Source organism: Streptomyces sp. NPDC001157 (assembly GCF_053598255.1).
This window is the reverse complement of sequence record NZ_JBSFJW010000007.1, coordinates 1-23,261: the sequence shown is the minus strand read 5'-3', so window position 1 is coordinate 23,261 and position 23,261 is coordinate 1. Positions and strand designations below refer to the sequence as shown.

The window sequence follows — 23,261 nt, the reverse complement described above, 5'->3', positions numbered from 1 at the left end:
GGCCGGCACCGATGACGCGGGCCGACGTGCACGCCCCTCCCGCCGACACACGCCGGGGAGTGCTCCTGCCACTCGCCCTCGCCCAGTTCATCTGCAGCTTCGCGGGCTCCAACATGAACGTGATGATCAACGACATCAGCGAGGACCTCGACACGACCGTGCAGGGCGTACAGGTCGCGATCACGATCTTCCTGCTGGTCATGGCGGCCCTGATGATCCCCGGCGGCAAGGTGACCGACCGCTACGGCCGCAAACGCTGCTTCGTGGCCGGGCTCGTCGTCTACGGCGTCGGCGCCCTGCTCAGCGCGGTCTCCCCGGGCCTGGGCGTGCTCATCCTCGGCAACTCGATCCTCGAAGGGGTCGGCACCGCCCTGCTCATCCCGCCCGTCTACATCCTCACCACGATCCTGTTCACCGACATCACCTCACGTGCCCGTGCCTTCGGCGTCATCATGGCGCTCGGCGGTATCGGCGCCGCCGCCGGACCGCTGATCGGCGGGCTCATCACCTCGGGTCTGAGCTGGCGGTTCGCCTTCGTCTTCCAGGCCCTGGTGATCGCCGTCATCATCCTGCTCAGCCGCCGCATCCAGGACCCCCTGCCACCGGACCCCGACCGCCCCTTCGACACCCAGGGCGCGGTGCTGTCCGCGACCGGCCTCATTCTCCTGGTGATGGGCATCCTGGCGGCCGACGACAACCTCTGGCTGATGACCGGCCTGCTCCTGGCCGGCGCGCTCTTCCTCGTGTGGTTCCTCCGGTCGGCACAGGCCAAGGAACAGGCCGGCGAGGAACCTCTCCTGTCCCTGTCACTGTTCCGCGACCGCACCTCCAACCTCGGCCTGATCACCCAGAACATCCAGTGGCTGGTGCTCATGGGAACGTCCTTCGTGGTGGCCGCCTACCTCCAGGTCGTCCGCGGCTACGACGCGATCCAGACCGGCGTCATCTTCACCGCCGCCACTCTGGGCCTACTCGCCTCGTCCCTGGCCGCCGAACGTCTCGCCAGACGACGCAGCCAACGCACCCTCATCATGGCGGGCTTCACCCTCACCACCGCGGGCATCGGCGTCCTGCTCGCCCTGGTTGCCGGCTCCCCGAAGGCCTGGGCGTTCGCACCGGGACTGCTCCTGATCGGACTCGGGCTCGGCCTGATGCTGACCCCGTCGGTCAATATCGTCCAGTCCAGCTTCCCCGAACAGCAGCAGGGTGAGATCTCCGGCCTCTCCCGCAGCATCTCCAACCTCGGGTCCTCGCTCGGCACGGCCATCGCCGGAACCATCCTCGTCGCCGAACTGACCAAACACGCCTATGCCGCCGCGATGATCACCCTCGCAGCCACAGGCCTCCTCGGCCTCACTGCCGCAGCCCTCCTTCCCCGAAACGCCACAGTCACCGATTCGCCTGCTTAGCGGACCGCTCACACACGACGCGGTCCTGCGGCTCGGCCTGGGGTTCGGCACGCAGGTTGCCGGGGGCGTTCTCCCAGTCCGGTCAACAGCACGAACGCGCCGACCTCGGCGCCGTGCCGGCCCGCTTCGCGTGAAAAGACCGACGACACTCGACGAACCTCACCCAGTAGACCCGGCGGGAGAAGCCATGCAGCACGACAACAACAATCTCGCCGACGCCCAGCAAAGCCACTGGCAGCGCACCTACGTCGCCCATCCCGGCATGTACGGCCGACAACCCTCCGCGCCCGCGGTCCACGCCGCGGAGGTCTTCCGCACCAAAGGCGCCAAGGACCTGCTGGAACTCGGTGCCGGCCACGGCCGCGACACCCTGTACTTCGCCCGCGAGGGGTTCACCGTCCAGGCGACCGACTTCAGCGCCGTCGGCCTCGAACAGCTGAAGGACGCCGCACAGTCCCGGGGCCTCGCCGATCGTGTGACCACCGCCGTTCACGACGTGCGCGAGCCGCTGCCGCTGCCCGACGCCGCCACGGACGCCGTGTTCGCCCACATGCTGCTGTGCATGGCCCTGTCCACCCAGGAGATCCACAACCTGGTCCACGACGTCCGGCGCGTGCTCCGTCCGGGTGGCGCATTCATCTACACCGTCCGCCACACCGGCGATGCCCATTACGGCGCCGGAACCCCGCACGGCGACGACATCTACGAGCACGCCGGCTTCGCCGTGCACTTCTTCACCCGTGCCCTCGTCGACTCCCTCGCTGACGGCTGGACCCTCCATGAGGTCCACGCCTTCGAGGAGGGCGAGCTGCCCCGCCGCCTGTGGCGCGTCACCCAGACCCGTCCCTGAAGAACACCGCCCCGAACACGCAGCACAGCGCCTTCAGCGAATCCGTTCCAACTGGCTGCAGCTGGTGGGTGACTGGTGAAGTCCGGGCGATGTGAGGTGGCCATGAAGGGCGACTTCACTGGGAACCACCGGATCGAGATCGCCGCCGTCGCCCGCATGTGTGCCTGCGGTACAGCGTCTGACACCGGGTGATCGGCCGCTCGGGCAGGGCGTGGCGCCCCCGGCTCGTCCACCCCCGCCCCGCCGCGTCCTCCTCGCACGGCGAGTCCTGACCCGCGCCGTCGAACGGAACCCACATAAGCCCTGGCGGACCTGTCGGCCGCCGAACGACCGGGCCGCAGACCCGTCCGGCTGCTTCACCTCGTACACCCGCTCCGGACTCGACCACCAACGAGCCGAGACACTCCACGCCCTCAACGAACGCGGCCAGGCCCGCTCAGCCCTCGAAGCCGCCTGCCTGCACTGGCACGCGCGCACGCACATTCCCTTCGCCTGCCCGGATCCCGCACGCGGCCACAGTCAGGACCCGCGAGTAGGTCCGCGAGTTGTCTGAGAGGGCCGTGGGCCAGGGCCTTCCAGTGCCAGAACGCTTCTTCCGCGGCTTCGGGCCACGCAGCTCGTAGATCTTGTGCGAAGAAGCTCCAGGTACGGACGGACGTTGAGGTCTGGAGTGTGTCCAATGGCGGTCGGCTTCCGGCAAGACTGCACAGCACTGGCAAGGTCGAAGTCGGGTTACCCGCGGCCTTCCAGGGAAAGGTCTCGGGTGCATCTCAGTGAGTTCGGAGGGGGCTACTCATGAGCGGTACGTCACGGTCGCGTCACGACAAGACGGAGCCGGGGCCGCCGCCCGAGCGCGGCTCCGATCGCTTCAGCGACGATCCCCCCGATCCCCTCGCCTCGCTGCTGGCCAAGGTCAACAAGGGGGAACACATTTCGACTCCTGGAGACAACGCGGGCGGCGAAGACCGTGACCCCCATGAGGAGGAATGGCGGGAGCATGATCGCCGCGGCCCCTATGCGCAGGGGCGTCGCCGGAGGAACTAACGCACAGGGCGGAGTCCGTCTGCGGCAGCGCAGGCGGGGACTTGCCGTGAGGGCTACTCACGCGGGCTGGAGCGCGCCGGGCGACAGCTCGCCCCCGTACGGGCACATGTCGCCCGACCGTCTCAACGCGGAGGCCGACGCTCGAGCGGCTCCGGCGAAGTTGGACTTGGATTCGCCAGGCATCGTTGCCGCCGTTGACAGCTTTGGCCTCACAACGGCTGTCGTTCGGCTCCCGTAGCGATGAGTCGTTGGGCTTCTGCCCGTCCGGCCGAAGTCAGCTCCCACCACCCTTTGGGCACCTCAGACCGGGGCCGGATCAGATGTTCCCGGACTAGATTGGCACGCTCATATGCAGTCCGGTTTTCCCACTTTGTCTCACCATTAGATGGTTGTATATTTTGGTCGGCATCAGTCAGCTTATGCCCAAACTTTGCCCGAATGGCTCGTAGGGCGTTGCTTTTGGTTGCCCCGCCTCCAGATTCTGCAAGCACTATCAGTAGCCAACGCCGAAGCGTCCTTTGGTGCGTCAAGCTCACGTGACCCCCTACGCGTCGACGGCACACAACTTCTGAGGCCCGTTGACCCATCGGCAACACTGTTGATGATGTTTCCTCAATCGAAGCCGGGAGAGATTGTAAGTTTCACACTCTTTCACCAAGTCTGCACGTATCCGGCGAGAGCTGTGGCGCAACAGGTGTACTCGCCTGAAGGCAGTTGCTTCGGTATGACTGTTGACCACGGAGGTGGCCAGAGTCCCTGCCGGTGGCGACTACTACACCTACGGAGCACGTCGCGTATGGGTGCCACAGTAGAGGGAGATTGGAGAGGTAAGTGATGCCTGCGCTTCGCAATGGGTCGGAGGGGAGGCTGAAGATCGTCATCGCCGGAACACTCTTTGCTTTATTGGTCAGCGCTGGCTGCCAGACGTCAAAGCCAGACGATGCGCCGGCTCATCCCCCGGCAAAGTACACTCCTAATGCACTAACGAAGGCCTATGAGCAGGCGTGGAACTTTGCGCAAGACGCCATAGAAAAGGGATACGCCCGTCATGTCCTGGCCGGCCAAGAGAATGCTGCGGGAAGGGAGTGCGGAAAGGCTAGAGACTACTACTTTTCAACCGAGCGTAGACTCCCACCGGGGGACAGTACGGGAGACAACGGGGCGTGGCGGAGAGGGTGCCGAGACGCTGTGCTGGGACTACCCATGCGCCCTGAGCGCGCACCTTCGCCTTCGCCATCCTCTTCACCTTCACCCTCGTCATACACCGGGTCTGACGTATTGAACGGCCAGTTAATTCGGTGCCAGACTGTGTATGCAGAAGATGAGTACCAGAGGCCACTGGATAAGCCGATTCGGGCAACGTGCAGCATTCCGATAGCTAACACAGATAGTAAGCCCCATGGCTACAGGGTGACGCACCATCTTGGTGATCAAAAGGCGTGCATTGTCGTCGTGAAACGCATTAATCCGGGAAGTGGCGAAATGAAGGAGTGCACGGTCGCGGTCACGCGAACTGTACGAGACAATCCTTATGAGGTGGATGTCGAGCTACTACCAGTGAGGTAGAAGTGACCTATCAATCATCTCTGATTCCGGCTCCGAAAGTGCTGGCGCTGCTGGAAGGAAGCTGACGTGATTGGGCTTGCGATCTCTCTGGTGCGGCTAACGCTGCGCATGGCCTTTGGGATGATCGACATGATGTTCTGGGTGTGCACTCTTGGGAAGGTGGACCCGAGGACTCGCAGGTTCGTTTAGAGCGTGTCCTCCGTGTGCCTGCCATCTCGATCCGAGCTGGACGTGGTGGTCGCTGAGGTCTCCTGGGCTGGTGGCTCTCCTCGGGCGCTGGCCCGTGTGAACATCGCCAAGCCCTACGTCTCCGAGAACACGTACGACGGCTACGAGGTCGACGTACGCGTACACCTCGTGCCCGGCCCGGACGCTCACAAGCTCGACAAGTTGGAGCCCGAGCACCTGGAGCGCTTCTATCGGAAGATGCAGGACTCGGGGAGCGCCCCCGGCACCGCTCACCACGCCCACCACACGATCCGCGTCGTCCTCGGTGAGGCCAACCGGCGTGGGCACGTGGTCACCAACGTGGCCGAGATCGCCAAGGCTCCGCGGCTCGAAGAAGAGGACATCGAGCCGTTCACCGTCGAGGAGGTACAGAGCCTCCTCGTGGAGGCGGCCAAGCTACGCAACAGCGCTCGCCGGGTCGTCGCCCTGGCCCTCGGCCTGCGCCAAGGTGAAGCACTCGGACTCCACTGGGAAGACGTCGACCTGGGCGCCGGGTATGCCCGCATCCGCAAGAACCGGCTCCGTCCCAAATACGCCGACGGCCGCGGAGACAATCCGTGCGGCCGGAAGGCCGGCTACTGCCCCCAGAAGCAGCAGACCCGCCGTGAGCGCAAGTCCACCAAGTCCCGGTGCCGGACGTCGCACGATCGGCTTGCTCGACCCGCTGATCAAGCTGCTTCGCCAGCACCAGGAGGAGCAGGAGAGGGAACGGACCGCCGCCGGTACCGACTGGCAGGACAAGGGAAAGGGATACGTCTTCGCCTCCCCGACCGGCGGGTCCCACAGCCCGAACACCGACTTCCACACCTGGAAGCGGCTCCTGAGGGGCGCGGGCGTACGAGACGGCCGTCTCCACGAGGCTCGCCACACCGCCGCGACCGTCCTCCTGATCCTCGGCGTCCCGGACGTCGTGGTCGACGCGATCATGGGCTGGGAGCCCGGGGGAGCGGCCCGCATGCGCGCCCGCTACATGCACGTCACCGGAACGCTCCTGCGGAAGGTCGCCCGGCAAGTAGGCGACGCTCTCTGGGAGCCGCCGAAGACCAGCTGAAGCCCAACTGAGACGGGAAACCGAGACGGACAACACGGACAACGTCGAAGGGCCCCACCGCGAACGGTGGGGCCCTTCGACATCGTGCCCGGTGAGGCACTGGCGGAGGATACGAGATTCGAACTCGTGAGGGGTTGCCCCCAACACGCTTTCCAACTGTCCGCGCGGCCGTTCAGGGCGGTTCGGAGGGGTTCAATGGGCAGGTCAGGCGGGGTCCGCGTACGGCTGCGAACGAGCGCGGCCGTCGGTGTACTGGACAAAGACCTGGACAACGAGTGGCGTTGCCCGAGACGGAGGAATAGGTTCAGCCGTCGGACGCCTGAGGGAACAGAGTCATGGCGAACTGGGCCGCCCCTGAGCACGGCTGCCTTCCCTTCGGCGGCGGAGGTGCGACGGTTGATGAATTCGTGGACTGTGCAGGTTTGACACAAGTAGGAGGCTGATATGACGCCGGAAGAGCATTCGCATGCTTTGGAATTGGCCGATGAGCTGCTAGCCGATATTGAGCTAAGCCGCCTACCTTTGGATGCGCTCCTCCTCAAAGGTGCCAGGTTGGCGCGTCTGACTTATGACGACGAATTCGCTGAATGGGTTTCGTTTGAATTGAACGGTTACCCAGCGAGTGCTTTCAATGGAAAGTATTGGTTGCTCACTGGGCGCAGGTCCAACAAAAATGAAGCCGATTACGTCGGCGCCGCGCGTCTTTCCGTTTACGTGAGCACGCTTGAGGAGGAGCTAAAAAATATGAAGCTCCCCAGTGGCTCGGGTGATTATGGGGTAATCGCTGTTCGTGAGACGCGGACTCATATTGCCGGTGTCAGGAACACGGTCCTGGAGCATCAGGCTATCCTCTCGGCCGTGAAGGGCGTACTTCACTCTTTCGTGAGCAAGCACTTTTACTTGCTTCGCTTTTCGACTCATCAGGGCGAACTCTTTGATGTTGCGAAGTCAAATATCGACAGGGTCCTCGCCGGTGTCCCGGGAGAGGCCTTGCGGAAGATTGATTCTGCCTATACTAATATCAGAGCTGGAGACCCGGAGTCGATCGCGGGCGCAATGAACAGCGTGCGCCGCCTTATTGATGCCGTAGCGGATGCCGTCTTCCCTGCCACAGATCAGACGCGGACGGATGGTCAGGGAAACACGATCAAGCTTGGTGATCAGCAGCGGCTGAATCGGATTAAGGCGCATATCGATGACCACACTGACCGTAAAAGTCGCGGCGATCGACTAAAAAGGGCAGTGAGTGACATTTATGGGCGCGTTTCAACCGGCGTTCATTCCGATGTGGCAGCGTCGGAGGCCATGTACCTCTTTCTTTCCTCGTACGTGCTGCTCGGCGAGATTGTCTCTCTTCCGGATCCGGTGGCCTCGCAGGGATAGCATCGAACCAGGCGTGATGGCGGCTGGGAAGGGCTCGCCGACGGCGACACTTACGGCCAGTACGGCGGAAATGGGGGTGCTGCTGCGGCGACTTCACGACCTGGATTCGCCTGTCGAGGCGTCAGCCCGGAGGCGAGGTGCGGCACCCCGCGACTGAGCCGGAAGGCGGGCCGGGAACCCGGAGTTGGTCTCCACTCGCGTGAACGTGGATGAACTCCCTACACCGCACTCGCGGTTGTGCAACGATGCGTCCATGTCTTGGGAGCTAGCGCTCGAATACATTAAGGCCCTTATTTGGCCCATCATCGTCCTGGTGCTTGGATTCACCTTTAAGAAACAGGTCGGTGGCCTAATCGGTAGGTTGCAGTCGTTGGAGACGCCGGTTGGTTCCGCCAACTTCGTGGAGAAGACGGGCGCGGTGGGGCAGGCTGCCGCTGAAATCGGAGATGAGATTTCCTCGCAGTTGGCCAGTGCTGGACCCAGTGGAAGTTCCGAAAGGGAAGAGTCTAATGGAGATCGAGGGTCTCTCGATTCCTTTAGTGAAATCCTCGATGTCGACCAAGATGTAGAGGTTCGAATCCGATCCCTAATTTCCAGGGAAGGGGTAGATCCGACATCTCTAGTGTTGAATTCATGGCGCGCCGTTGAGGAAGCGATGAACAAGTCGCTCAAAATTGAGGCTGGAGGGAGTCTGCCGATTGTTCAGTTGATTAATAGGGTTGCAGACCAAGGGTTCTTGTCCTCCCCTCTTGTCGCGCTGGTGAACGATTTGTTCGAGCTACGTAACCAGGTTGTTCACGGGACTGGTCCGGTTATTACGAGACCGGAGGCGGAATCCTATCAAAATGCGGCAAGGAACGTGATTGACGCCTTGAAGCTGGCTGAGTCGCCAATCTACCGTTCCATGAAATACGAGGAGAGATTGTTTCGATCCCTGCGGAGACTGGTAGGGGGTGGGATTGAACCTGTGGGTGGGAATTCGGGGCCGGCGGACTTCCGGATTACTCTCGGCGACGGTAAGAGTGTTTTGATTGAAACAAAGTATCGAACCAGGCGCCCATTTGACGGCAAGGATGCCGGCGCCTACTTGGAATATGTGCGGAACCAGGTAGGGAGTGACGCGGGGGTTCTGATTGTCACCAATGCTGCCCTCTCTCCCAGTGCTAGACAATTCAATGAAAGGCATTCCGTCGAGTCTCCATCTGCTGAGGTAATTCAGTGGCAGGGCGATGAAGACAACGACTACCTGCTCCGGGCGATAAGTCGAACGGCGCGATAGCGCAACAGGGATGGGCGCGGCCTCGCTGGGAGGCCGCGCCCGTTTTCTGTTTCTGCCGCTCAGGAGGGGAGGAATCCCGGCTTCTCCCTTCCAAGATCTTGCAGGCTGTTCAGATAGTCCTGCGCCGCCGGTTCCTTGCTGTAGCGCTGCCTCATGACGGCCGCGAGTTCTCGGCTGGTCATGATGAGGGAGGGGACGGATTGCCGGTCGCCCTGTAGTGCTCGCTCGCCATGGATGAGGGCCTGTTCGAGGTCGCCCTCACGTGCTGCGGTGACTCCGAGCGTTACCCGCGCTTCGGCGTTCCGCATGGGTGAGCGTTCCGTGCCGTCGAAGTCCGTTCCCGCGCGTAGAACCTCGTCCGCGAGCGTCCGAGCAAGCCGGTCTTCTCCTACCAGCCGGTAGCAGTCCATCGAGTAAAAATCGAACTTGGCGGGGTCCACCACGAAGTGGTTGTCCAGGTTCTCGGGGTGCGACATCCCTTCAAGGAGCCGGCGTCCCTTGTCCAGTGCCACCTCAACCTGTCGGCGGTCTCCGAGTCGCGCCCATGCCTTGGCTTCCTGGCCCGCGAGCTGCACGGCGACGCCGTGGTTCGGTGCTGCCTCTGATCCGGCCTGTGCTGCTGCGATAACACCGCGATAGTCGCCGGTCGTGAGGGCGAACCATGCCCGCATCTCATGGGCCCACCCCGCAACCTCGGGGTGGTCTGCCTCCGTCGCGAGCGACAGGGCAGCGCGGCGCGTCGACTCGGCTGCGTGGCGGTCTCCCGTGTCGTACTCGACGCAGCCGACTAGCAAGGCGAGCCAGCCCGACAGGGCGAGCACTTCGCGGTGCTGGGCAAGCGTGAGGTTCTTCGCGGTCAGGTCAACGACGCGGCGAAGCCACTGCCGCCCCTCGATGAGGAGCTGATCGCTTGGCATGTAGGGGTACTCAGAGCAGAGGCGGTCCGTGGTGATCCGGAGAGCATCTAGCGTCGCGCCGTCGACGTCGGACCGGTTCAGGCGACTCACGATCTCCAGAGTCTCCATCCCGCTTGCCGTCAAGATCTCCTTGTCGCCGTCCCGCCGTGACGGAGCAGGAAAGAGCGCGTGCGTCACCGTGCCGAACACGGCCGCGATGATCGGCTGATAGAAGTCGTTCGGTGCCTGGCCGGACTCCCAGCGCTTCCACTGGCGAATCATGCTGTCCTCTGCCGGCAGCTCCGTGGGTGCGTGCGCACGCAGGGCCCTGACCGCGTCACGCTGTGACCAGTCGCGCGCCTGTCGTTCGGCAGCGATGCGTCGCGCCCATGCGGGCCTGTCGTCAGTCATGCGCCCTCCTCCGAGTGCCTACTCCGAGTCTCGCGCGCGAGCAGGGGGGACAGGGAAGGGGACAGGGGGGTGTCACTGGACATGTCCCCACCCCCTTTCGCCGTCCCCCTGGCTGTCACTTACCTCACACACTCCGTTACTCCCATGCTGGTTGCAGATCAAGCGCCACCCGGTGCGGAGCGGCTTTCCAGCGCTTCGAGCCGTTCGGTCAACGCCTGGAGTTGGGAGCGGATTTCCTTGATGTCGTCACGTACGTCGCCACCCGGGGCAGACCCGTCGCTGACGAAGTTGCCCAGGTTCCCCGCCGACACGATCAAACCTTCGGCCCGGAGTGCGGCTAGCCCGTTCTGGATGGTCTGGCTGGCGTATCCGAAGCGGTCCATCAGCTCACGCTGAGAGGGGAGTTTCTCCCCCGGCTTCATCTTCTTGATGTCGTCGCGGAGCGCGTCTGCGACCTGCACCGCTTTCGGCTTGGGCCCTCCTGTGACAGTCATGCCTTGAGGGTACCCACCACAGCGAACTAGTGCGCATCACCCCACAGGGGTTGTGCACCACAGCAGACTAGTGCAAGCTAGTCATCAAGAGGTCGCCCCGACTCAAAGGGGAAACCGCTTGACCTGCACAGACAGCGTCCGGAGGAAAGCCCGCGGGGGTGAGTACGAAGGCAGCGCCTGTTCTTTGAGAACTCAACAGAGTGCTTTGAGATCGACGGGGCTTGACCCCGTCCCCGTGACGGCCGGGTGACGGCCGTCGGCCCCGGCATCCAGCCGTGAGGGCGCGGAATCGACTTCCGCCCGGGGTCACTCGGCCCGCCGCGACGCGCGGCGTTGGCCCTCATATCCGGACGTGGCGGCACTCCCGGACAGGACAGCCCGCCGCGCCGGATCACCCATTCCCGACGCAATCAGGAGTTCTTCCATGACCGAGCGCATCATCCCCGTGGACGTCGTCGGCCCGATCGCCCTGGATCTGACGATGAACACCGGCAGTATCCGCGTCGTCGTCGATCCCACGCTGAAGCAGGCGCGCATGGTGCTGTCGACGGAGGCGGCTTCCGGCCCGTCGGCCGACGCGATCCGTGACACCACGGTCAGTCTGAACGGGCAGAACCTCAGGGTTCGTGTCCCGGACGTTGCCGGCGGCATGAGCGGCATCACCACCGTCAGCAGGGGCGGCTACACCATGACGTTCTCCGGCGGCAACGGTGTGCAGATCATCAACGGAAACGTCCACATCACCGGCCACGGCGGCGGCAAGGTGTTCGTCAACGGCCGCGAGGTCACCGCGACCGGCCCGGCCGGGGACGCGGTGACGCCGATCAGCACCGAAGTCCACCTGCCCGCCAAGTCGGTGGCCGCGATCAGTACGCACACCGCGAACACCGTCGTCACGGGCGTGCTGGCCCGACTGGAGTACGACGGCACGTCCGGGATGCTGACCGCTGACCGCGTCGGCGACCTGGAAGCCACGGTGACCAGCGGCAGCGTCAACGTCGGCGAGGTGAACGGCCCGCTGGACATCAGCCTTACGTCCGGCAGCGTCAACGTCGGCGCCTACAGCGGCCATCACGCCCGCCTGAACGTCACCTCCGGCAGTGTCCGCATGGCCGCGACCTCGCAGGCCAGCGGCCGTCTGTCCGTGAACGCCACCTCCGGCAGCGTCCGCGTCACCGGCGCCGGTCACCTGAACGTCCGCCGCCGGGTGACCAGCGGCCACGTGCAGATCAGCTAGCCCCCTCTACCTCGCCCCTCGCGGGGCGGTCGCACTCCCGGACAGGACAGCCGACCGCCCCGCGCCATCCCGACGTATCCAAGGAGAGATCCACCATGCGTATGCGCACCTTCGTCGCCGGCCAGGAAGCGCACGGCGACATCGAGTTTGCGGAACTGGCGCTCGGTATCGACGTCGACCTGTTCCGGGGCCCGCTGGAGTTCGAGACGGACGGCGAGCGTGCCGCCCGCGAGGACGCGGCCCACGACATCCTCGCCGACCTGCGGGCGGAGGCGGAGGCCGGTGACGAGATCGCCGGTTGGGACGCCCTGTACGCCGACGCGCTCACCCGGACGGTGCCGTTCCTGCGTACCGCTCGCGGCCACCGGTCGGGGACGGGGGAAGCGGCATGAGCACCGTGACCGAGAACCTGAAGGCGGCGCACGCCGAAGTGAAAGCGGAGATTGCGCGGACGGACAACAAGACTGCGCTGCTGCTGGCTTTCGTCGGCGCGGTTCTGGCCGGCGCCTGGTCCATCGCCCGTGACCTGTCCCTGAATGTGCCCGCGTTGGTGGTGGGCGGGTGCGGGATGGCACTGCTGGTCGCGGCTGCTGGTCTGTTGCTGCGCTCCGTACGACCGAACCTGTCCGGCCCTCACGGCTTCCCGCTGTGGGCCACCCTGACCCCCGAACAGATCGCCGACGTCGTGTCCGGCGACCTGGCCGCCGACGTTGCGGGCCTGTCTCGGCTCGCAGTGGTCAAGTTCACCGGTCTGCGCCGCGCGGTCGACCTGACCCTGACCGGCGGCGCCCTGCTCGTTCTGGCCCTCCTGCTCAGCGCCGGGGGTGCCCTGTGAACCGGAACGAGCTGACGAAGCTTCAGATTGGTGTGCTTGCCGCCGCGTTCGTGCCCATGCTGGGTACGGGCGTGATCGGCGGTATCGGTACGTACAGCAACATCGGGCACGCCTACGGCCGTGGCACCGCGCTCGGGGCGCTCGGTGCGGGCGAGGGTGCTACCGCCGTGCTCGCGCTGGTCCTGCTCGGCTTGACCATGCTGGGCCAGTCCTCCCCGCGCGTCGTACGCATCGGTCTGTGGGCGCTGCCCGCCGCCGCGTCCGTGATGGGCGCCATGGCCGCGCCCGATCCCGCCCGCACCGTCATCTACGCCCTGACCCCGATGGGCATGTCTGTCTCGGCTGAGGGCATGGCGTTCCTGGCCCGGCGGATCGTAGTGCACACCGACGGCCGCGATGCCGAACACGAGCGGCGCACCGCCGATCTCGTGCAGGCCCTCGCCTACCACCGCGCCCGTGCCGCTCAGCACCCGACCGAGTGGGTCAGGAAGTCGTCGGAGCGCAAGTCGTGGCGCCTGGCCCGCCGGATCGGCGTCGGTGACACGGCGCTGGGATCGAGGTTGCTCGATGTCCAGCGCGATCGGGTCACCGAGGGTGCCGATGCCGCGCTCGCGTCGATGTTCAACACCCCCGCCGCCCCCGCGCTCATCGCTCCTGTGAATGCGGAGGAATCTACCGAGACTATGAGGAAACGGTCTATGGCTGACCTTGGGGAATCGACCCCGGCCCCTGTCGTGACGCTGACCCGGCTGGTCGTGCCGGAACCGGTCGCGGTCGACCTGGGCAAGTCGATTCTTCCGCTCAAGCCGATGCCCGCCATCCCTGCCCCGACCCCGGCACCGATCGCCGCGCCGGTAGGGCGGAGTGTGGCGGCGGGATCGACTCCGCCGCGTGGGGTGACCGGTCGGGTTCCCGACGCTGCCCGATCGCCCCGCCCCAAGCGCACCCCCGATCAGTTGCTCGCTGAGGCACGGTCGGCGACCGCAGGCCTGCCGGACGCGAAGGTGACCGCTGAGGGCATCCGCCGCGCGATCCACACCTCACCGGCCAACGCCCGGATGCTGCGTGACGCTCTGCTCGCCGAACGCGCCGCTGCGGCCGTGCAGACGCCCTGATGGGTGCGCTTCCGGTGTTCCGGTGGCGCCTGGCTCCGGACGGCTACGCCACCCGCCGACAGCTCCGCGCGCTCGACCTGCGCCCCGGCGGTCAGGACGTGGCCGCTCAGCTCGAACGGCCGCGCCGCCGCCGGGGCCCGTTGGTCGCGTACCTGTACCGCGTCGACCTGGCCAAACCGGTCCGCCCGATGACGCCGGCACGGTGGGCGGCACTGGCCAAGGCCAACACCGCGCGCCGCACCTGCCCCGAGTGCCGCCGGGATGCCGGATACGTCATCCCGCCCTCGCTCGGCATGTGCGTGACCTGCGCCTTCCCCGACAACTCCCCCTCCCTCAGGAGTGCTTGACCATGAGCAAGCCCAATACCCGTCGCCTGGACAAAGAGATCCAGCGGACCCAGCGCAAGATCGAAGCGGTCCAGAACGAGGAAATGTGGCCGCTGACCAGCCAGGAACGGCGCCAGATCGCCCGCGCCATGATCGGCGGCTCGTACCGCGTCGCCCGCGGCAAGAGCGGCGGCCGCGCCGAACGCGCCCTGGAAAACGTCTGGAACGCCGTCAACATGCGGCTGACCGCCGAACTGACCGCGTTGCAGATGGAGCGGCAGCGCATCGTCACCCAGGCCGCCAACGACAAGGCCGCCAAGAAGTCCTCGGGGCGGTGGTGACCGTGGCCGTCAAGCCGACGCCTCCTGGCCAGTGCCGGCAGTGCTGGCAGCACGCCTACGACCGGAGCATCCACCGGCGCCTCAAGCCCCGTGAGGACTGCCTGCCGTGCCTGAACCACATGCACAACGGCTGCCCTCCGGACCAGAAGGAGCCCAAGAAGGAGTCGAAGTGGTGGTGACCGCGCCCACCACCCACACCCCCCGCCGCTAGAGCCCTCCTGCTCGCCGCCGGGGCGGCCGTCCCTGCCACGGACCCGGCCACCCCGGCGCTCTCCCTCAACTCCCGCCCTAATCGGGGCAGTCAGGAGCACCCCAAGCATGTCCGAGAACGTCGTTCACCTGCACAAGAACCCCGAACCGGCCCCCGACGCTGGCGAGTCGGCGACCGTGACCACGCTGACCGTGGTCCCCGACCCCGCCCCGGCCAAGCCGGTACCGCTGTGGGTGCGCTCCGGCCGCGCCGTGCGCACGGTCGTCACCCACGAGACCACCAAGACCACCGCGCGCGCCGTCGCCCGCCACGGCCTCTACACGTTCAACGGGGGCCGGATCGTGGCCCGCCGCACCTGGGACGGCAAGACCGGTGCCCGCTACGAACGCATGCTGCGGGCGGCGGAGGCCGCCGGGAACTACGAGGTGGCCGAAGAGTGGGAGGAGCGCCTTCAGCGCTTCCGCGAGGCACGCCACCGCCGCCGCATGGACCTGCTCCACTCTCCGCTGGACGTTGCCAAGGGCGTCGGGGTCGGGGTCGGTATGAGCATCGGCGTGCTGGTCGCGCTCGGGGTGGTCATGGCGATCAACAACCACGACGTCACCGACGTCATCACCCCGCTCGCGGCCACCATCGAGTTCATCGGCCTGTTGATCCGGATCGTGCAGGTCGTCTGGGGTCCCGCCCTCACGATCGGCCCGCTCTTGGCCCTGCTCGCCCTGTGGGCGGTGGGCAGCAAGCAGCAGGCCGCGCCTGCGTGGGCGCTGCCGGACAACGTCCGGGGTGGCGAGGGTGAGCCGATCACCCCGTCCATCGTCGTCAAGGCCCTGCGCGACCTCGGGGTGCCAGCGCTGCGCAAGGCGATTACGGAGATGGGCGACGCCGGCGCCTCGATGCTCGGACCCATCCGGATCGCCGGATGCGGGGTCGAGGTCGACGTCACGCTTCCCTCCGGGGTGGCCACGAACGAAGTGCAGGCCAAGCGCCGCAAGCTGGCGGAGAACCTGACCCGGCACGAGCACGAGGTGTTCATCACCATCCCGGAGGCCGCGCGCACGGTCCGGCTGTGGATCGCCGATTCCGGGGCGCTGGATGAGCCGATCGGCCCGTCCCCGCTGGTCACCGACGCCACGATGACCGCGAACTACAAGACCGGTAAGGCGCCGTGGGGTCAGGATCTGCGTGGCGATGCCGCCATGATCAGCCTGTATCAGCGGCACCTGCTGGTCACGGGCCTGTCGAACCAGGGCAAGACCGCGTCGCTGCGCGCGCTCGCCCTGTGGCTGGCCCTGGACCGCTCCGTGCAGTTCTGGATCGCCGACCTGAAGGGCATCGGCGACTGGGCCATGTTCGAGGGCATCGCACAGGTGCTGATCGAGGGCCCCTCGGACGACCACGTCATCCAGGCGACCGAGATGGTCGAGGACGCGGTCGAGGAGATGAACCGGCGGATCGAGGAGCGTCGCCGTGACCCGGGCGTCGTGTTCGATCCGCTGATCGTGCTGGTGGACGAGGCGCAGTTGGCGTTCATGTGCCCGGTCGTCGGCGACGACAAGCGCCCCTACGGCGGCTCCAAGGCCACGTCCCGCTACTTCATGGCCGTCCGCAAGATTCACAACCAGGGTCGTGCGGTCGACGTGCTGATGTGGCAGGGCACGCAGGACCCCACCGACCAGAACCTTCCCAAGCTGGTCCGCGAGGGCGCTCACACTCGCGCATCCCTCGTGGTGGGCACCGAGTCCCAGGCGGAGATGGCGTTGGGTGCCAAGGCCGTCAACGCCGGCGCGGCTCCGCACCTGCTGCGTCAGGGTCTGGACAAGGGAACCCTCGTGGTCGCCTCCGACGGCATCACCATCCCCGCTGGGCAGGCGTCAATCACGGTGCGGACCCACTTCATCGACGACGACCCTGCCAAGGAGATCGCTGCGCGCGCCAAGGCTCTGCGCGATGGCGTCACCACCCTGCGCGCGGTCGACGAGGGCGAGGAGTGCGATCCGCTCGCCGACATCCTCGCCGTGCTCGGGGGCGAGAAGCGGATGCTCACCCAGGACGTCATCAAGAAGCTCGCCGCCCTCGACGCGGGCACCTACGGCCGCTGGTCGTTCGGTGACCTCACCCGCGTCCTGGACGGCGCCGGCATCGAGGCGAAGAAGTCGCACGGCCGCATGGTGGTCCGTGCCGAGGACGTCTCCGGCGCCCTCGCCAATCGCGATGCGGATGGTTCCGCTTCTGCCTCCTGATCGCGGGGAGGCACACCCTCCCTCGCTGGGGAGGCGGGGAGAACTCCCCAACTGCCTCCCCGCCCCGCCTCCCCCGCCTTGATCAGCGAAAACACCGTTTCGGGGAGGCGGGGAGGCGTCCCAGGTCAGCCCCCCGAAACCCCCTCCAGAAGCCTCCCGGCAGGGGGTGTCCCTGCCTCCCCGAACGACCTTCGGAAGGGATTCCGTATGTACCCCGAGCACGCCCGCCGCGTGCCCGCTGAGCGGGCCGTGGAAGTCCACCAGCCCACCCCCATCACCCCTGCCGCGGTGACGCTGGCGCCGCTCGTTCCCGTCCAGCCGGGCATCGTCCCGGCCGTGGCGAGCATCGTCCTGCCCGACGGCCGCGTCGTCACCGGCTACGCCCTCGAACCCGCCAAGCCCGAACCCGTCCAGGCCAAGCCGCCCGTCTCCCGCGCGGCCGTCAACGTCGCCCTCGGGGGCGTCGGGTTCCTCGCTGTGTGCGGCGGGCTGCTGCTGCTCACCACGTTCATCACCGCCCTCACGGCGCTGATCACTCAGCTCATCACGCTCGCCGCCGTCATCTTCGGCGGATACGTCGCCGTGCAGATCTTCAAGCCCAGCGGCAGCAAGAGCGGCAACACCTTCAACATCCGCAAGGCCGTGTTCAAGCGCAACCATTTCAACGGCTAGCTACGCCCGTGGGCGGTGGCACTCCCGGACAAGGACAGCCCACCGCCCACGGTCTCCGAGTCCCGACGTTGCAGAACAGGAGACCTAAAGCATGACCCAACTGCGTGTTTTCGGCGAGGGCCCTTCGGCCCCTGCCACCCGTTCGGGGCGCCTGTCCCGGCCGCGTCTGCTGGATGCGTTCTGCTGCCAGGGCGGGGCGGGCATGGGCTACCACCTCGCCGGGTTCGACGTCGTAGGCGTCGACCTCGCCCCGCAGCCCCGCTACCCCTTCACCTTCGTGCAGGCGGACGCGGTCGCCTTCATCCGCGAGCACGGCGCCGAATTCGACTTCATCCACGCGTCCCCGCCGTGCCAGCACGACAGCGACTGCCAGCGCATCCAGGGCAACACCCACCCCGACCTGATCGGCCCCACCCGCGCCGCGCTGGAGTCCACGGGGCGTCCGTGGGTCATCGAGAACGTACGCGGCGCGCTGCCCAAGCTGCACCGTCCGGTGATGCTGTGCGGGCCCATGTTCGGGCTGGAGACCTACCGTCACCGCTACTTCGAACCCGGCGGACGCCTCCAGCTGCCGCAGCTCCCCCACCCCGTGCACACCGTCCCTCAGGCCAAGATGGGCCGCCCCGTCCCGCCCGGCCACTACGGGCAGTTCATCGGCAACTTCTCCGGCGTGCCCCTCGCCCGCCGGGTGATGGGCGTGGACTGGATGAACCGCGACGGCATCCGCGAGTGCATCCCGCCCGCCTACACCGAATGGATCGGCCGGGGCTTCCTCGCCGCTCTCGCCCTGCGGGAGGCGGCATGAGCACGGCGCATGATCTCCTGAGGGGCGCCCTCGTCCTCGCGGCGGCCGGGGTCCCGGTCCTGCCGCTGCGGGCGGGCAAGGTCCCGTTCGGCAACTGCCGCACGTGCAAGGGGAACGCGTGCGGCGGACGGCCCAACATGAAGGCGGCGGGCCCCTGCCGGTGCCCGGCTCCGTGCCACGCGTGGGCCGCCGCCACCACCGACCCGCACGTCCTCACCTCGCCCGTGTGGGCGGCGGTGTGGCGTGAGGCGGTGGCGGTCGCCTACCACCCAGGCGGGGCCGGACTGACCGTGGTCGACCTCGACGACGCGGCGGCCGTCGCGTGGGCCCGCGAGACCCTGCCCGCCACCCGCATCGTGCCGACGACGCGGGGCGAACACTGGCTCTACCAGGGCGCCATGCCGTCCTCGAACGCGGTCCGGCCCGGCGTCGACATCAAGTCCCTCATGCAGTACGCCCGTTGGCTTGGACCCGGAACCGGCCCTATGGCCATCCTCCCGGCCGCCGTGCGCGCCCTGGTGGTGAAGGAAGACACCACCCCCGCCCGCCGCGGGGTGGCCTCTTCTCTCCCGGCGCGCACCCTGTGGTCGCGGCAGGTGGCTACCGGGTGCCGCCACACCGAACGCTACGTCCGCACCGGTCTGGAACGCGGCCTCACCCTGGTGCGGGCCCGCACCGAATCCGGCGCGGGATCACAGGCGTTCGGCGTCGCCCGCTTCCTCGCTGCACAGCACACCGACTGCCCGGGACCGTGTGGCCTCGCCGTGCTCGGTGAGGAGATCGTGACGGCCGCTGTCTTGGTGGGCGTTCCGGAGGGTTACGCGCGCCGCGCGGTCGCCAACGGCCTTGAGGCGGCCGGGGAGTGTGCGGCATGAACAAAGCATCCCGAAGCCGTACGAACGGCCCTCAGGGCGCCGTACAGGGCCCGCCACAGCTGTGCGTGGGCGAGCCGAAGGGCGCCGCCCGCAAGGGCGTCCTTTCTGCCGTTGGTTCTGACCGGCAGACGGTCACCGTCACCGGCATCACCCCGGGGCTTCAGATCCAGTGCGAGGGCGTGCCCGTGGCGGACTGGCTCTGTGCCTGCGGTCAGCACGAACGCGCCCGGGGCCGCGCCGCCGTCATCAGGCTGACCGCCCGAGTCCGCGTCGGCGTCTGCCCGCACACCACCACCGCCGAAGGGAGGGCGGCCTCATGACTCCACAGCCTGTGGACAGCCCCGACCTGTGGGCCGGACTGCCCACCCTGGAAGACCCGCCCGGCGAGGACGACGCGGCACCGGACGTGTGGGAGGACCCCATTCCCCTCACCGGCCGCCGGGAGCGTCCGTCGTTCCCCGCCCACGTCTTCCCCACCTGGTTGGGGGAGTTCGTGGCGGCCGTCGCGGAGGAGACGCAGACCCCGGTGGACCTTGCCGGGTCGATCGCCCTCGCCGTGCTCGCCACGGCGGCCGGCGGCCGGTCGGTGGTCCACGTGCGCGGCAACTGGCGTGAGCCCACCAACCTCTACACGGTGGTCGCGCTCCCGCCTGGCAACCGCAAGTCCGCCGTCTTCTCGCTGTTGACCAACCCCCTGTATGAGGCGGAGAAGCAGCTCAAGGCGGCCATGAAGCCGGTCATCGTGGAAGCGGAGCTGACGGCGAGGCTGGCCAAGGAAGCGGCGGACAAGGCCACCGCCAAGGCCGCGTCCGCCGACGCCGACAAGCGCGATGAGATGGTGGCCACCGCCATCGGCCTCGCGCAGACCGCCGACACGCTCACCGTGCCGGCCGAACCCCTGTTGCTGGCGGACGACTGCACCCCCGAGACGGTCACCTCGCTCATCGCGGAACAGGGCGGCCGTCTGTCGGTGATGAGCGATGAGGGCGGCATCTTCGACATCATCGCCGGCCGCTACTCAGGCAGCCCCAACATGGAGGTCTTCCTCAAAGGCCACGCCGGGGGTCGCCTGAGGGTGAACCGGCAGACCCGCCGCGAGTACGTTGACGCCCCCGCCCTGACCATGGGACTGGCTGTACAGCCCGATGTGCTTGTGGACATGGGGAAGATCAAGGGCGGGAAGGGGCGCGGTCTGCTGGGCCGCTTCCTGTACTCGCTGCCGGTGTCGACGGTCGGCGAGCGGAAGGTCATCACCGATCCGGTCCCCGAGCAGACGGCCGCCACGTACACCGCGAGGGTCATCGACCTCACGTTGTCGCTCGCAGGCTGGACCGACCCGGCGCTCATCCAGCTCACCCCCGAGGCGGACGCGGCCCTGATCGCCTATCAGCAACGGGTCGAACCGCGACTCAAGGAGCGCGGCGGGACACTGGGTCACATCAACGACTGGGCCGGAAAATTGGTCGGCGCGACCGCCCGCATGGCTGCGCTGCTGCACCTCGCCGAACACGGCGGCAACGGCTACGCCCACCCGGTGACCGAAGCCACCATGAACGCGGCCATCGAACTGGGGGAGTACTACACCGCCCACGCCCTCGCCGTGTTCGACGCCATGGGGGCTGACGTGACCCTGTCCCGTGCCCGCAGCGTGCTGGACGCGCTGAGGGACAACGGATGGGAGGACGTCAGCCGCCGGGACGTCTTCAGCGTCCTGTCCCGTAGCGAGGTTCCGACCGTCGCCGACCTCGAACCCGCCCTCGCGCTACTGGAAGACCACGGATACCTGCGGTCCTACCAGCCCGAGCGCACCGGCAAGCGCGGACGCCCCCCGGCACCCCGCCTTGCCGCCCACCCGTCCCTGCGTCACGGCGGCCGGTGACCCCGTCAGCGCACGCAACCCCTCCCGCACAAACCGCAAAATCCGCAATAACCCCCGGACGCCCCGCTGACCTGCGACGGGACCCCCGCCCCGTCCCGGTCGGCGGCCCGTCGCACAATCCCGCGATATTCCGCAAAAAAACCGAGCGCCACCCACCCGCCGGGGCCGGTCACTGGTCGCACCTGATTTTTGCGGAATATCGCGGATTTTTGCGGGGCAGCGTCCACCACCGCCCCCGTACCGCATCGCCGCAGGTCAACGCCACTCCCCGGTATTTCTGCGGATTTTGCGGTTTGTGCGGCGGCACCTGCCCATGAACTCAGCCCCACAGGAGCGAGCCTTGGACAAGCACGGCACCCTCGCGACCCCCGCAGACGACGACACCACGTTGGTTCTCCTCACCGTCGAAGAAGCCGCCCGCCGACTCCGTATCGGCCGTACAACCTGCTTCGCCCTCATCCGCACTGGCGAACTGGAGTCCATCGACATCGGCCGCCTCCGCCGCGTCCCGGCGGACGCACCCGCCGAATACCTCGCCCGCCGACGCGCGGCCAAACGAGCCGCTTGACCACGCCCGGGGCGGCAGCACTCCCGGACAGGACAGCCCGCCGCCCCGGTCCCCATCCCGACACCAAGAAACAGGAGCCTGCCTGTGGCAGAGAAGAAGAAGGGAACCCGCCGCGCCAACGGCGAATCCGCGATCTACTTCGGGGCGGACGGCCGTTGGCACGCGCGCGTGCCGATGGGCTACAAGGACAATGGGGAGCCCTACCGTCGACACCTGACCCGCAAGACGCGCGATGACCTGGTTGAAGAGGTCAAGAAGCTGGAGAAGCAGCGCGACGGGGGTTCGGCGCAACAGCCGGGCAAGCCGTGGACGGTTGAGAAGTGGCTTCAGCACTGGGTTGAGAACATCGCCAAGCCGACCGTCAGCGAGAACACGTACGACGGGTACGAAGTCGCCGTTCGCGTTCACCTCGTGCCCGGTGTCGGCAAGCACCGCCTTGACCGCTTGCAGCCCGAGCACCTGGAAAGCCTGTACCGCCGTATGCAGGCGAACGGAGAGCGAAGGGCCGGTACGGCTCACCAGGCCCACCGCACCGCCCGAACCGCGCTCGGGGAAGCAGTACGGCGCGGCTACGCGGCGAAGAACGCTGCCGCGCTGGCGAAGCCGCCACGGATGGAAGAGGACGAATCCGAGGTTGAGCCCTACTCCGTAGAAGAGGTTCAGTGCCTGTTGCTCGAAGCCAACAAGCGCCGCAACAGCGCCCGTTGGATGCTGGCATTGGCGCTCGGATTGCGCCAGGGCGAGACGCTCGGACTGCGCTGGTCTGACGTCGACCTGGACAACGAGTATCTGAAGCTGCGCCGGAACCGTCTACGACCTCGGTACGAGCACGGGTGCCCGGAAGCCTCACCGTGCGGCCGGAAAGCGGGGTACTGCCCGGCCAAGGTGCAGGTGCGGCGTGAGACCAAGAACACCAAGTCGCGCGCGGGCCGCCGCGCTGTGCCCCTACCGGGTCCGCTGGTCGCCATGCTCCGTGCGCACCGCGAGACGCAAGAGCGGGAGCGTAAGGCGGCCGGCGACCTGTGGACCGAGTCGGACTACGTGTTCACAAAGCCGCTCGGTGGCCCGCTGAGCCCGAACACGGACTATCACGACTGGAAGCGGCTGCTGGAAGACGCAGGGGTCCGGAACGCCCGGCTGCACGACGCCCGGCACACGGCTGCCACCGTGCTCATGCTGCTCGGTGTCCCCGCCCGGGTCATTGATCAGATCATGGGGTGGGAGCCGGGAACCTCCGCAAGCATGCGGGCCCGGTACCTCCACGTACCGGACGCCATGCTCAAGGACGTGGCCCGGAAGATCGCCGAAGCTATCTGGGGAACCCCAGAGACACCCGCTGTGGACAAAAACCAGGACAACGAGGGCTGAGAAGCGTCGAAGCAGCGGCGACATTGAGCGTGCCCTTGCGCTGTGCATACAGCTGGGCCCTGTTGACCGCATCAACAATGGCACGTTGAGCAGGATCTTGATGTTCACCTCGTGGTCGGAGGTGTCCACGCCCGCGCTGTTGTCGATCGCGTCCGTGTTGATCTTGCCGCCGTGGCGG

The 23,261-nt window shown here is 67.0% G+C and carries 22 protein-coding genes and 2 pseudogenes; 20 read left to right on the top strand and 4 right to left on the bottom strand.

Going from position 1 to position 23,261, the window contains the following annotated elements; all coding sequences use genetic code 11:
* Window positions 1–11 precede the first annotated feature (11 nt).
* Window positions 12–1,409, top strand: a complete 1,398-nt coding sequence (locus ACWDAG_RS14860; RefSeq protein ID WP_450695998.1) for an MFS transporter — start codon at window positions 12–14, stop codon at window positions 1,407–1,409.
* Between the two features lie 187 nt (window positions 1,410–1,596).
* On the top strand, window positions 1,597–2,259 hold the full coding sequence (locus tag ACWDAG_RS14855) for a class I SAM-dependent methyltransferase (RefSeq protein ID WP_450695997.1): 663 nt from the start codon (window positions 1,597–1,599) through the stop codon (window positions 2,257–2,259).
* 1,253 nt (window positions 2,260–3,512) lie between these two features.
* On the opposite strand, the gene ACWDAG_RS14850 is transcribed toward ACWDAG_RS14855, so the two are convergent.
* Entirely contained in the window at window positions 3,513–3,890 is a 378-nt protein-coding gene (locus ACWDAG_RS14850; RefSeq protein WP_450695996.1) for a winged helix-turn-helix domain-containing protein, read from the bottom strand.
* 1,267 nt (window positions 3,891–5,157) lie between these two features.
* On the opposite strand from ACWDAG_RS14850, the pseudogene ACWDAG_RS14845 reads away from it, so the two are divergent.
* From ACWDAG_RS14845 to ACWDAG_RS14835, 3 genes and pseudogenes are all read left to right on the top strand, one after another.
* A pseudogene (locus ACWDAG_RS14845) lies at window positions 5,158–6,148 on the top strand (tyrosine-type recombinase/integrase); the annotation flags it as partial.
* Window positions 6,149–6,592: 444 nt separating this feature from the next.
* Complete coding sequence (locus ACWDAG_RS14840; RefSeq protein ID WP_450695995.1) at window positions 6,593–7,531, top strand: AbiTii domain-containing protein; 939 nt, start codon at window positions 6,593–6,595, stop codon at window positions 7,529–7,531.
* Between the two features lie 253 nt (window positions 7,532–7,784).
* Window positions 7,785–8,810 carry a hypothetical protein gene (locus ACWDAG_RS14835; protein WP_450695994.1) on the top strand — a complete coding sequence of 342 codons (1,026 nt, stop codon included), beginning with the start codon at window positions 7,785–7,787 and terminating at the stop codon, window positions 8,808–8,810.
* 59 nt (window positions 8,811–8,869) lie between these two features.
* Here ACWDAG_RS14835 and ACWDAG_RS14830 read toward each other — a convergent pair whose 3' ends face one another.
* Window positions 8,870–10,117, bottom strand: a complete 1,248-nt coding sequence (locus tag ACWDAG_RS14830) for an XRE family transcriptional regulator (protein ID WP_450695993.1) — start codon at window positions 10,115–10,117, stop codon at window positions 8,870–8,872.
* 158 nt (window positions 10,118–10,275) lie between these two features.
* On the bottom strand, window positions 10,276–10,611 hold the full coding sequence (locus tag ACWDAG_RS14825) for a winged helix-turn-helix domain-containing protein (RefSeq protein ID WP_311591204.1): 336 nt from the start codon (window positions 10,609–10,611) through the stop codon (window positions 10,276–10,278).
* Between the two features lie 424 nt (window positions 10,612–11,035).
* On the opposite strand from ACWDAG_RS14825, the gene ACWDAG_RS14820 reads away from it, so the two are divergent.
* The 15 genes from ACWDAG_RS14820 (at window position 11,036) to ACWDAG_RS14750 (ending at window position 23,083) form a co-directional block, all read left to right on the top strand.
* Entirely contained in the window at window positions 11,036–11,848 is an 813-nt protein-coding gene (locus ACWDAG_RS14820) for a DUF4097 family beta strand repeat-containing protein (RefSeq protein ID WP_450695992.1), read from the top strand.
* A gap of 101 nt (window positions 11,849–11,949) precedes the next feature.
* Window positions 11,950–12,240 carry a hypothetical protein gene (locus ACWDAG_RS14815; RefSeq protein ID WP_450696322.1) on the top strand — a complete coding sequence of 97 codons (291 nt, stop codon included), beginning with the start codon at window positions 11,950–11,952 and terminating at the stop codon, window positions 12,238–12,240.
* Window positions 12,237–12,683: a Pycsar system effector family protein gene (locus tag ACWDAG_RS14810; RefSeq protein WP_450695991.1), complete on the top strand. Its 447-nt coding sequence runs from the start codon at window positions 12,237–12,239 to the stop codon at window positions 12,681–12,683. Before ACWDAG_RS14815 ends, ACWDAG_RS14810 begins: the two co-directional genes overlap by 4 nt.
* A 56-nt stretch (window positions 12,684–12,739) precedes the next feature.
* Window positions 12,740–13,798 carry a conjugal transfer protein gene (locus ACWDAG_RS14805; RefSeq protein WP_450696321.1) on the top strand — a complete coding sequence of 353 codons (1,059 nt, stop codon included), beginning with the start codon at window positions 12,740–12,742 and terminating at the stop codon, window positions 13,796–13,798.
* Window positions 13,798–14,145 (top strand): RRQRL motif-containing zinc-binding protein, encoded by a 348-nt coding sequence (locus ACWDAG_RS14800; RefSeq protein ID WP_450695990.1) that lies wholly within the window; start codon window positions 13,798–13,800, stop codon window positions 14,143–14,145. Before ACWDAG_RS14805 ends, ACWDAG_RS14800 begins: the two co-directional genes overlap by 1 nt.
* A 2-nt stretch (window positions 14,146–14,147) precedes the next feature.
* Window positions 14,148–14,465, top strand: coding sequence for a hypothetical protein (locus tag ACWDAG_RS14795; RefSeq protein WP_450695989.1), 318 nt, complete (start codon window positions 14,148–14,150; stop codon window positions 14,463–14,465).
* On the top strand, window positions 14,459–14,644 hold the full coding sequence (locus tag ACWDAG_RS14790) for a pRL2-8 (RefSeq protein WP_450695988.1): 186 nt from the start codon (window positions 14,459–14,461) through the stop codon (window positions 14,642–14,644). Before ACWDAG_RS14795 ends, ACWDAG_RS14790 begins: the two co-directional genes overlap by 7 nt.
* Before the next feature lie 139 nt (window positions 14,645–14,783).
* A complete protein-coding gene (locus ACWDAG_RS14785; protein WP_450695987.1) occupies window positions 14,784–16,916 on the top strand; it encodes an FtsK/SpoIIIE domain-containing protein in 2,133 nt (710 codons plus the stop codon).
* Window positions 16,917–17,123: 207 nt separating this feature from the next.
* Complete coding sequence (locus tag ACWDAG_RS14780; RefSeq protein WP_450695986.1) at window positions 17,124–17,588, top strand: hypothetical protein; 465 nt, start codon at window positions 17,124–17,126, stop codon at window positions 17,586–17,588.
* A 202-nt stretch (window positions 17,589–17,790) separates the two neighbouring features.
* Window positions 17,791–18,393, top strand: coding sequence for an SAM-dependent methyltransferase (locus ACWDAG_RS14775; RefSeq protein ID WP_450696320.1), 603 nt, complete (start codon window positions 17,791–17,793; stop codon window positions 18,391–18,393).
* Window positions 18,390–19,268 carry a bifunctional DNA primase/polymerase gene (locus ACWDAG_RS14770; protein WP_450695985.1) on the top strand — a complete coding sequence of 293 codons (879 nt, stop codon included), beginning with the start codon at window positions 18,390–18,392 and terminating at the stop codon, window positions 19,266–19,268. The genes ACWDAG_RS14775 and ACWDAG_RS14770 overlap by 4 nt, the downstream gene beginning before the upstream one ends.
* A complete protein-coding gene (locus tag ACWDAG_RS14765) occupies window positions 19,265–19,588 on the top strand; it encodes a hypothetical protein (protein WP_450695984.1) in 324 nt (107 codons plus the stop codon). The genes ACWDAG_RS14770 and ACWDAG_RS14765 overlap by 4 nt, the downstream gene beginning before the upstream one ends.
* Window positions 19,589–19,599: 11 nt before the next feature.
* The gene (locus ACWDAG_RS14760) at window positions 19,600–21,147 is read left to right on the top strand and encodes a YfjI family protein (protein ID WP_450696319.1); all 1,548 of its coding nucleotides are present in this window, start codon (window positions 19,600–19,602) and stop codon (window positions 21,145–21,147) included.
* A 340-nt stretch (window positions 21,148–21,487) separates the two neighbouring features.
* The gene (locus ACWDAG_RS14755; protein ID WP_450695983.1) at window positions 21,488–21,715 is read left to right on the top strand and encodes an excisionase family DNA-binding protein; all 228 of its coding nucleotides are present in this window, start codon (window positions 21,488–21,490) and stop codon (window positions 21,713–21,715) included.
* Window positions 21,716–21,799: 84 nt separating this feature from the next.
* Window positions 21,800–23,083, top strand: coding sequence for a tyrosine-type recombinase/integrase (locus ACWDAG_RS14750; protein WP_450695982.1), 1,284 nt, complete (start codon window positions 21,800–21,802; stop codon window positions 23,081–23,083).
* Between the two features lie 84 nt (window positions 23,084–23,167).
* Here ACWDAG_RS14750 and ACWDAG_RS14745 read toward each other — a convergent pair.
* Window positions 23,168–23,261: pseudogene (locus ACWDAG_RS14745) on the bottom strand (NAD-glutamate dehydrogenase domain-containing protein); the annotation flags it as partial.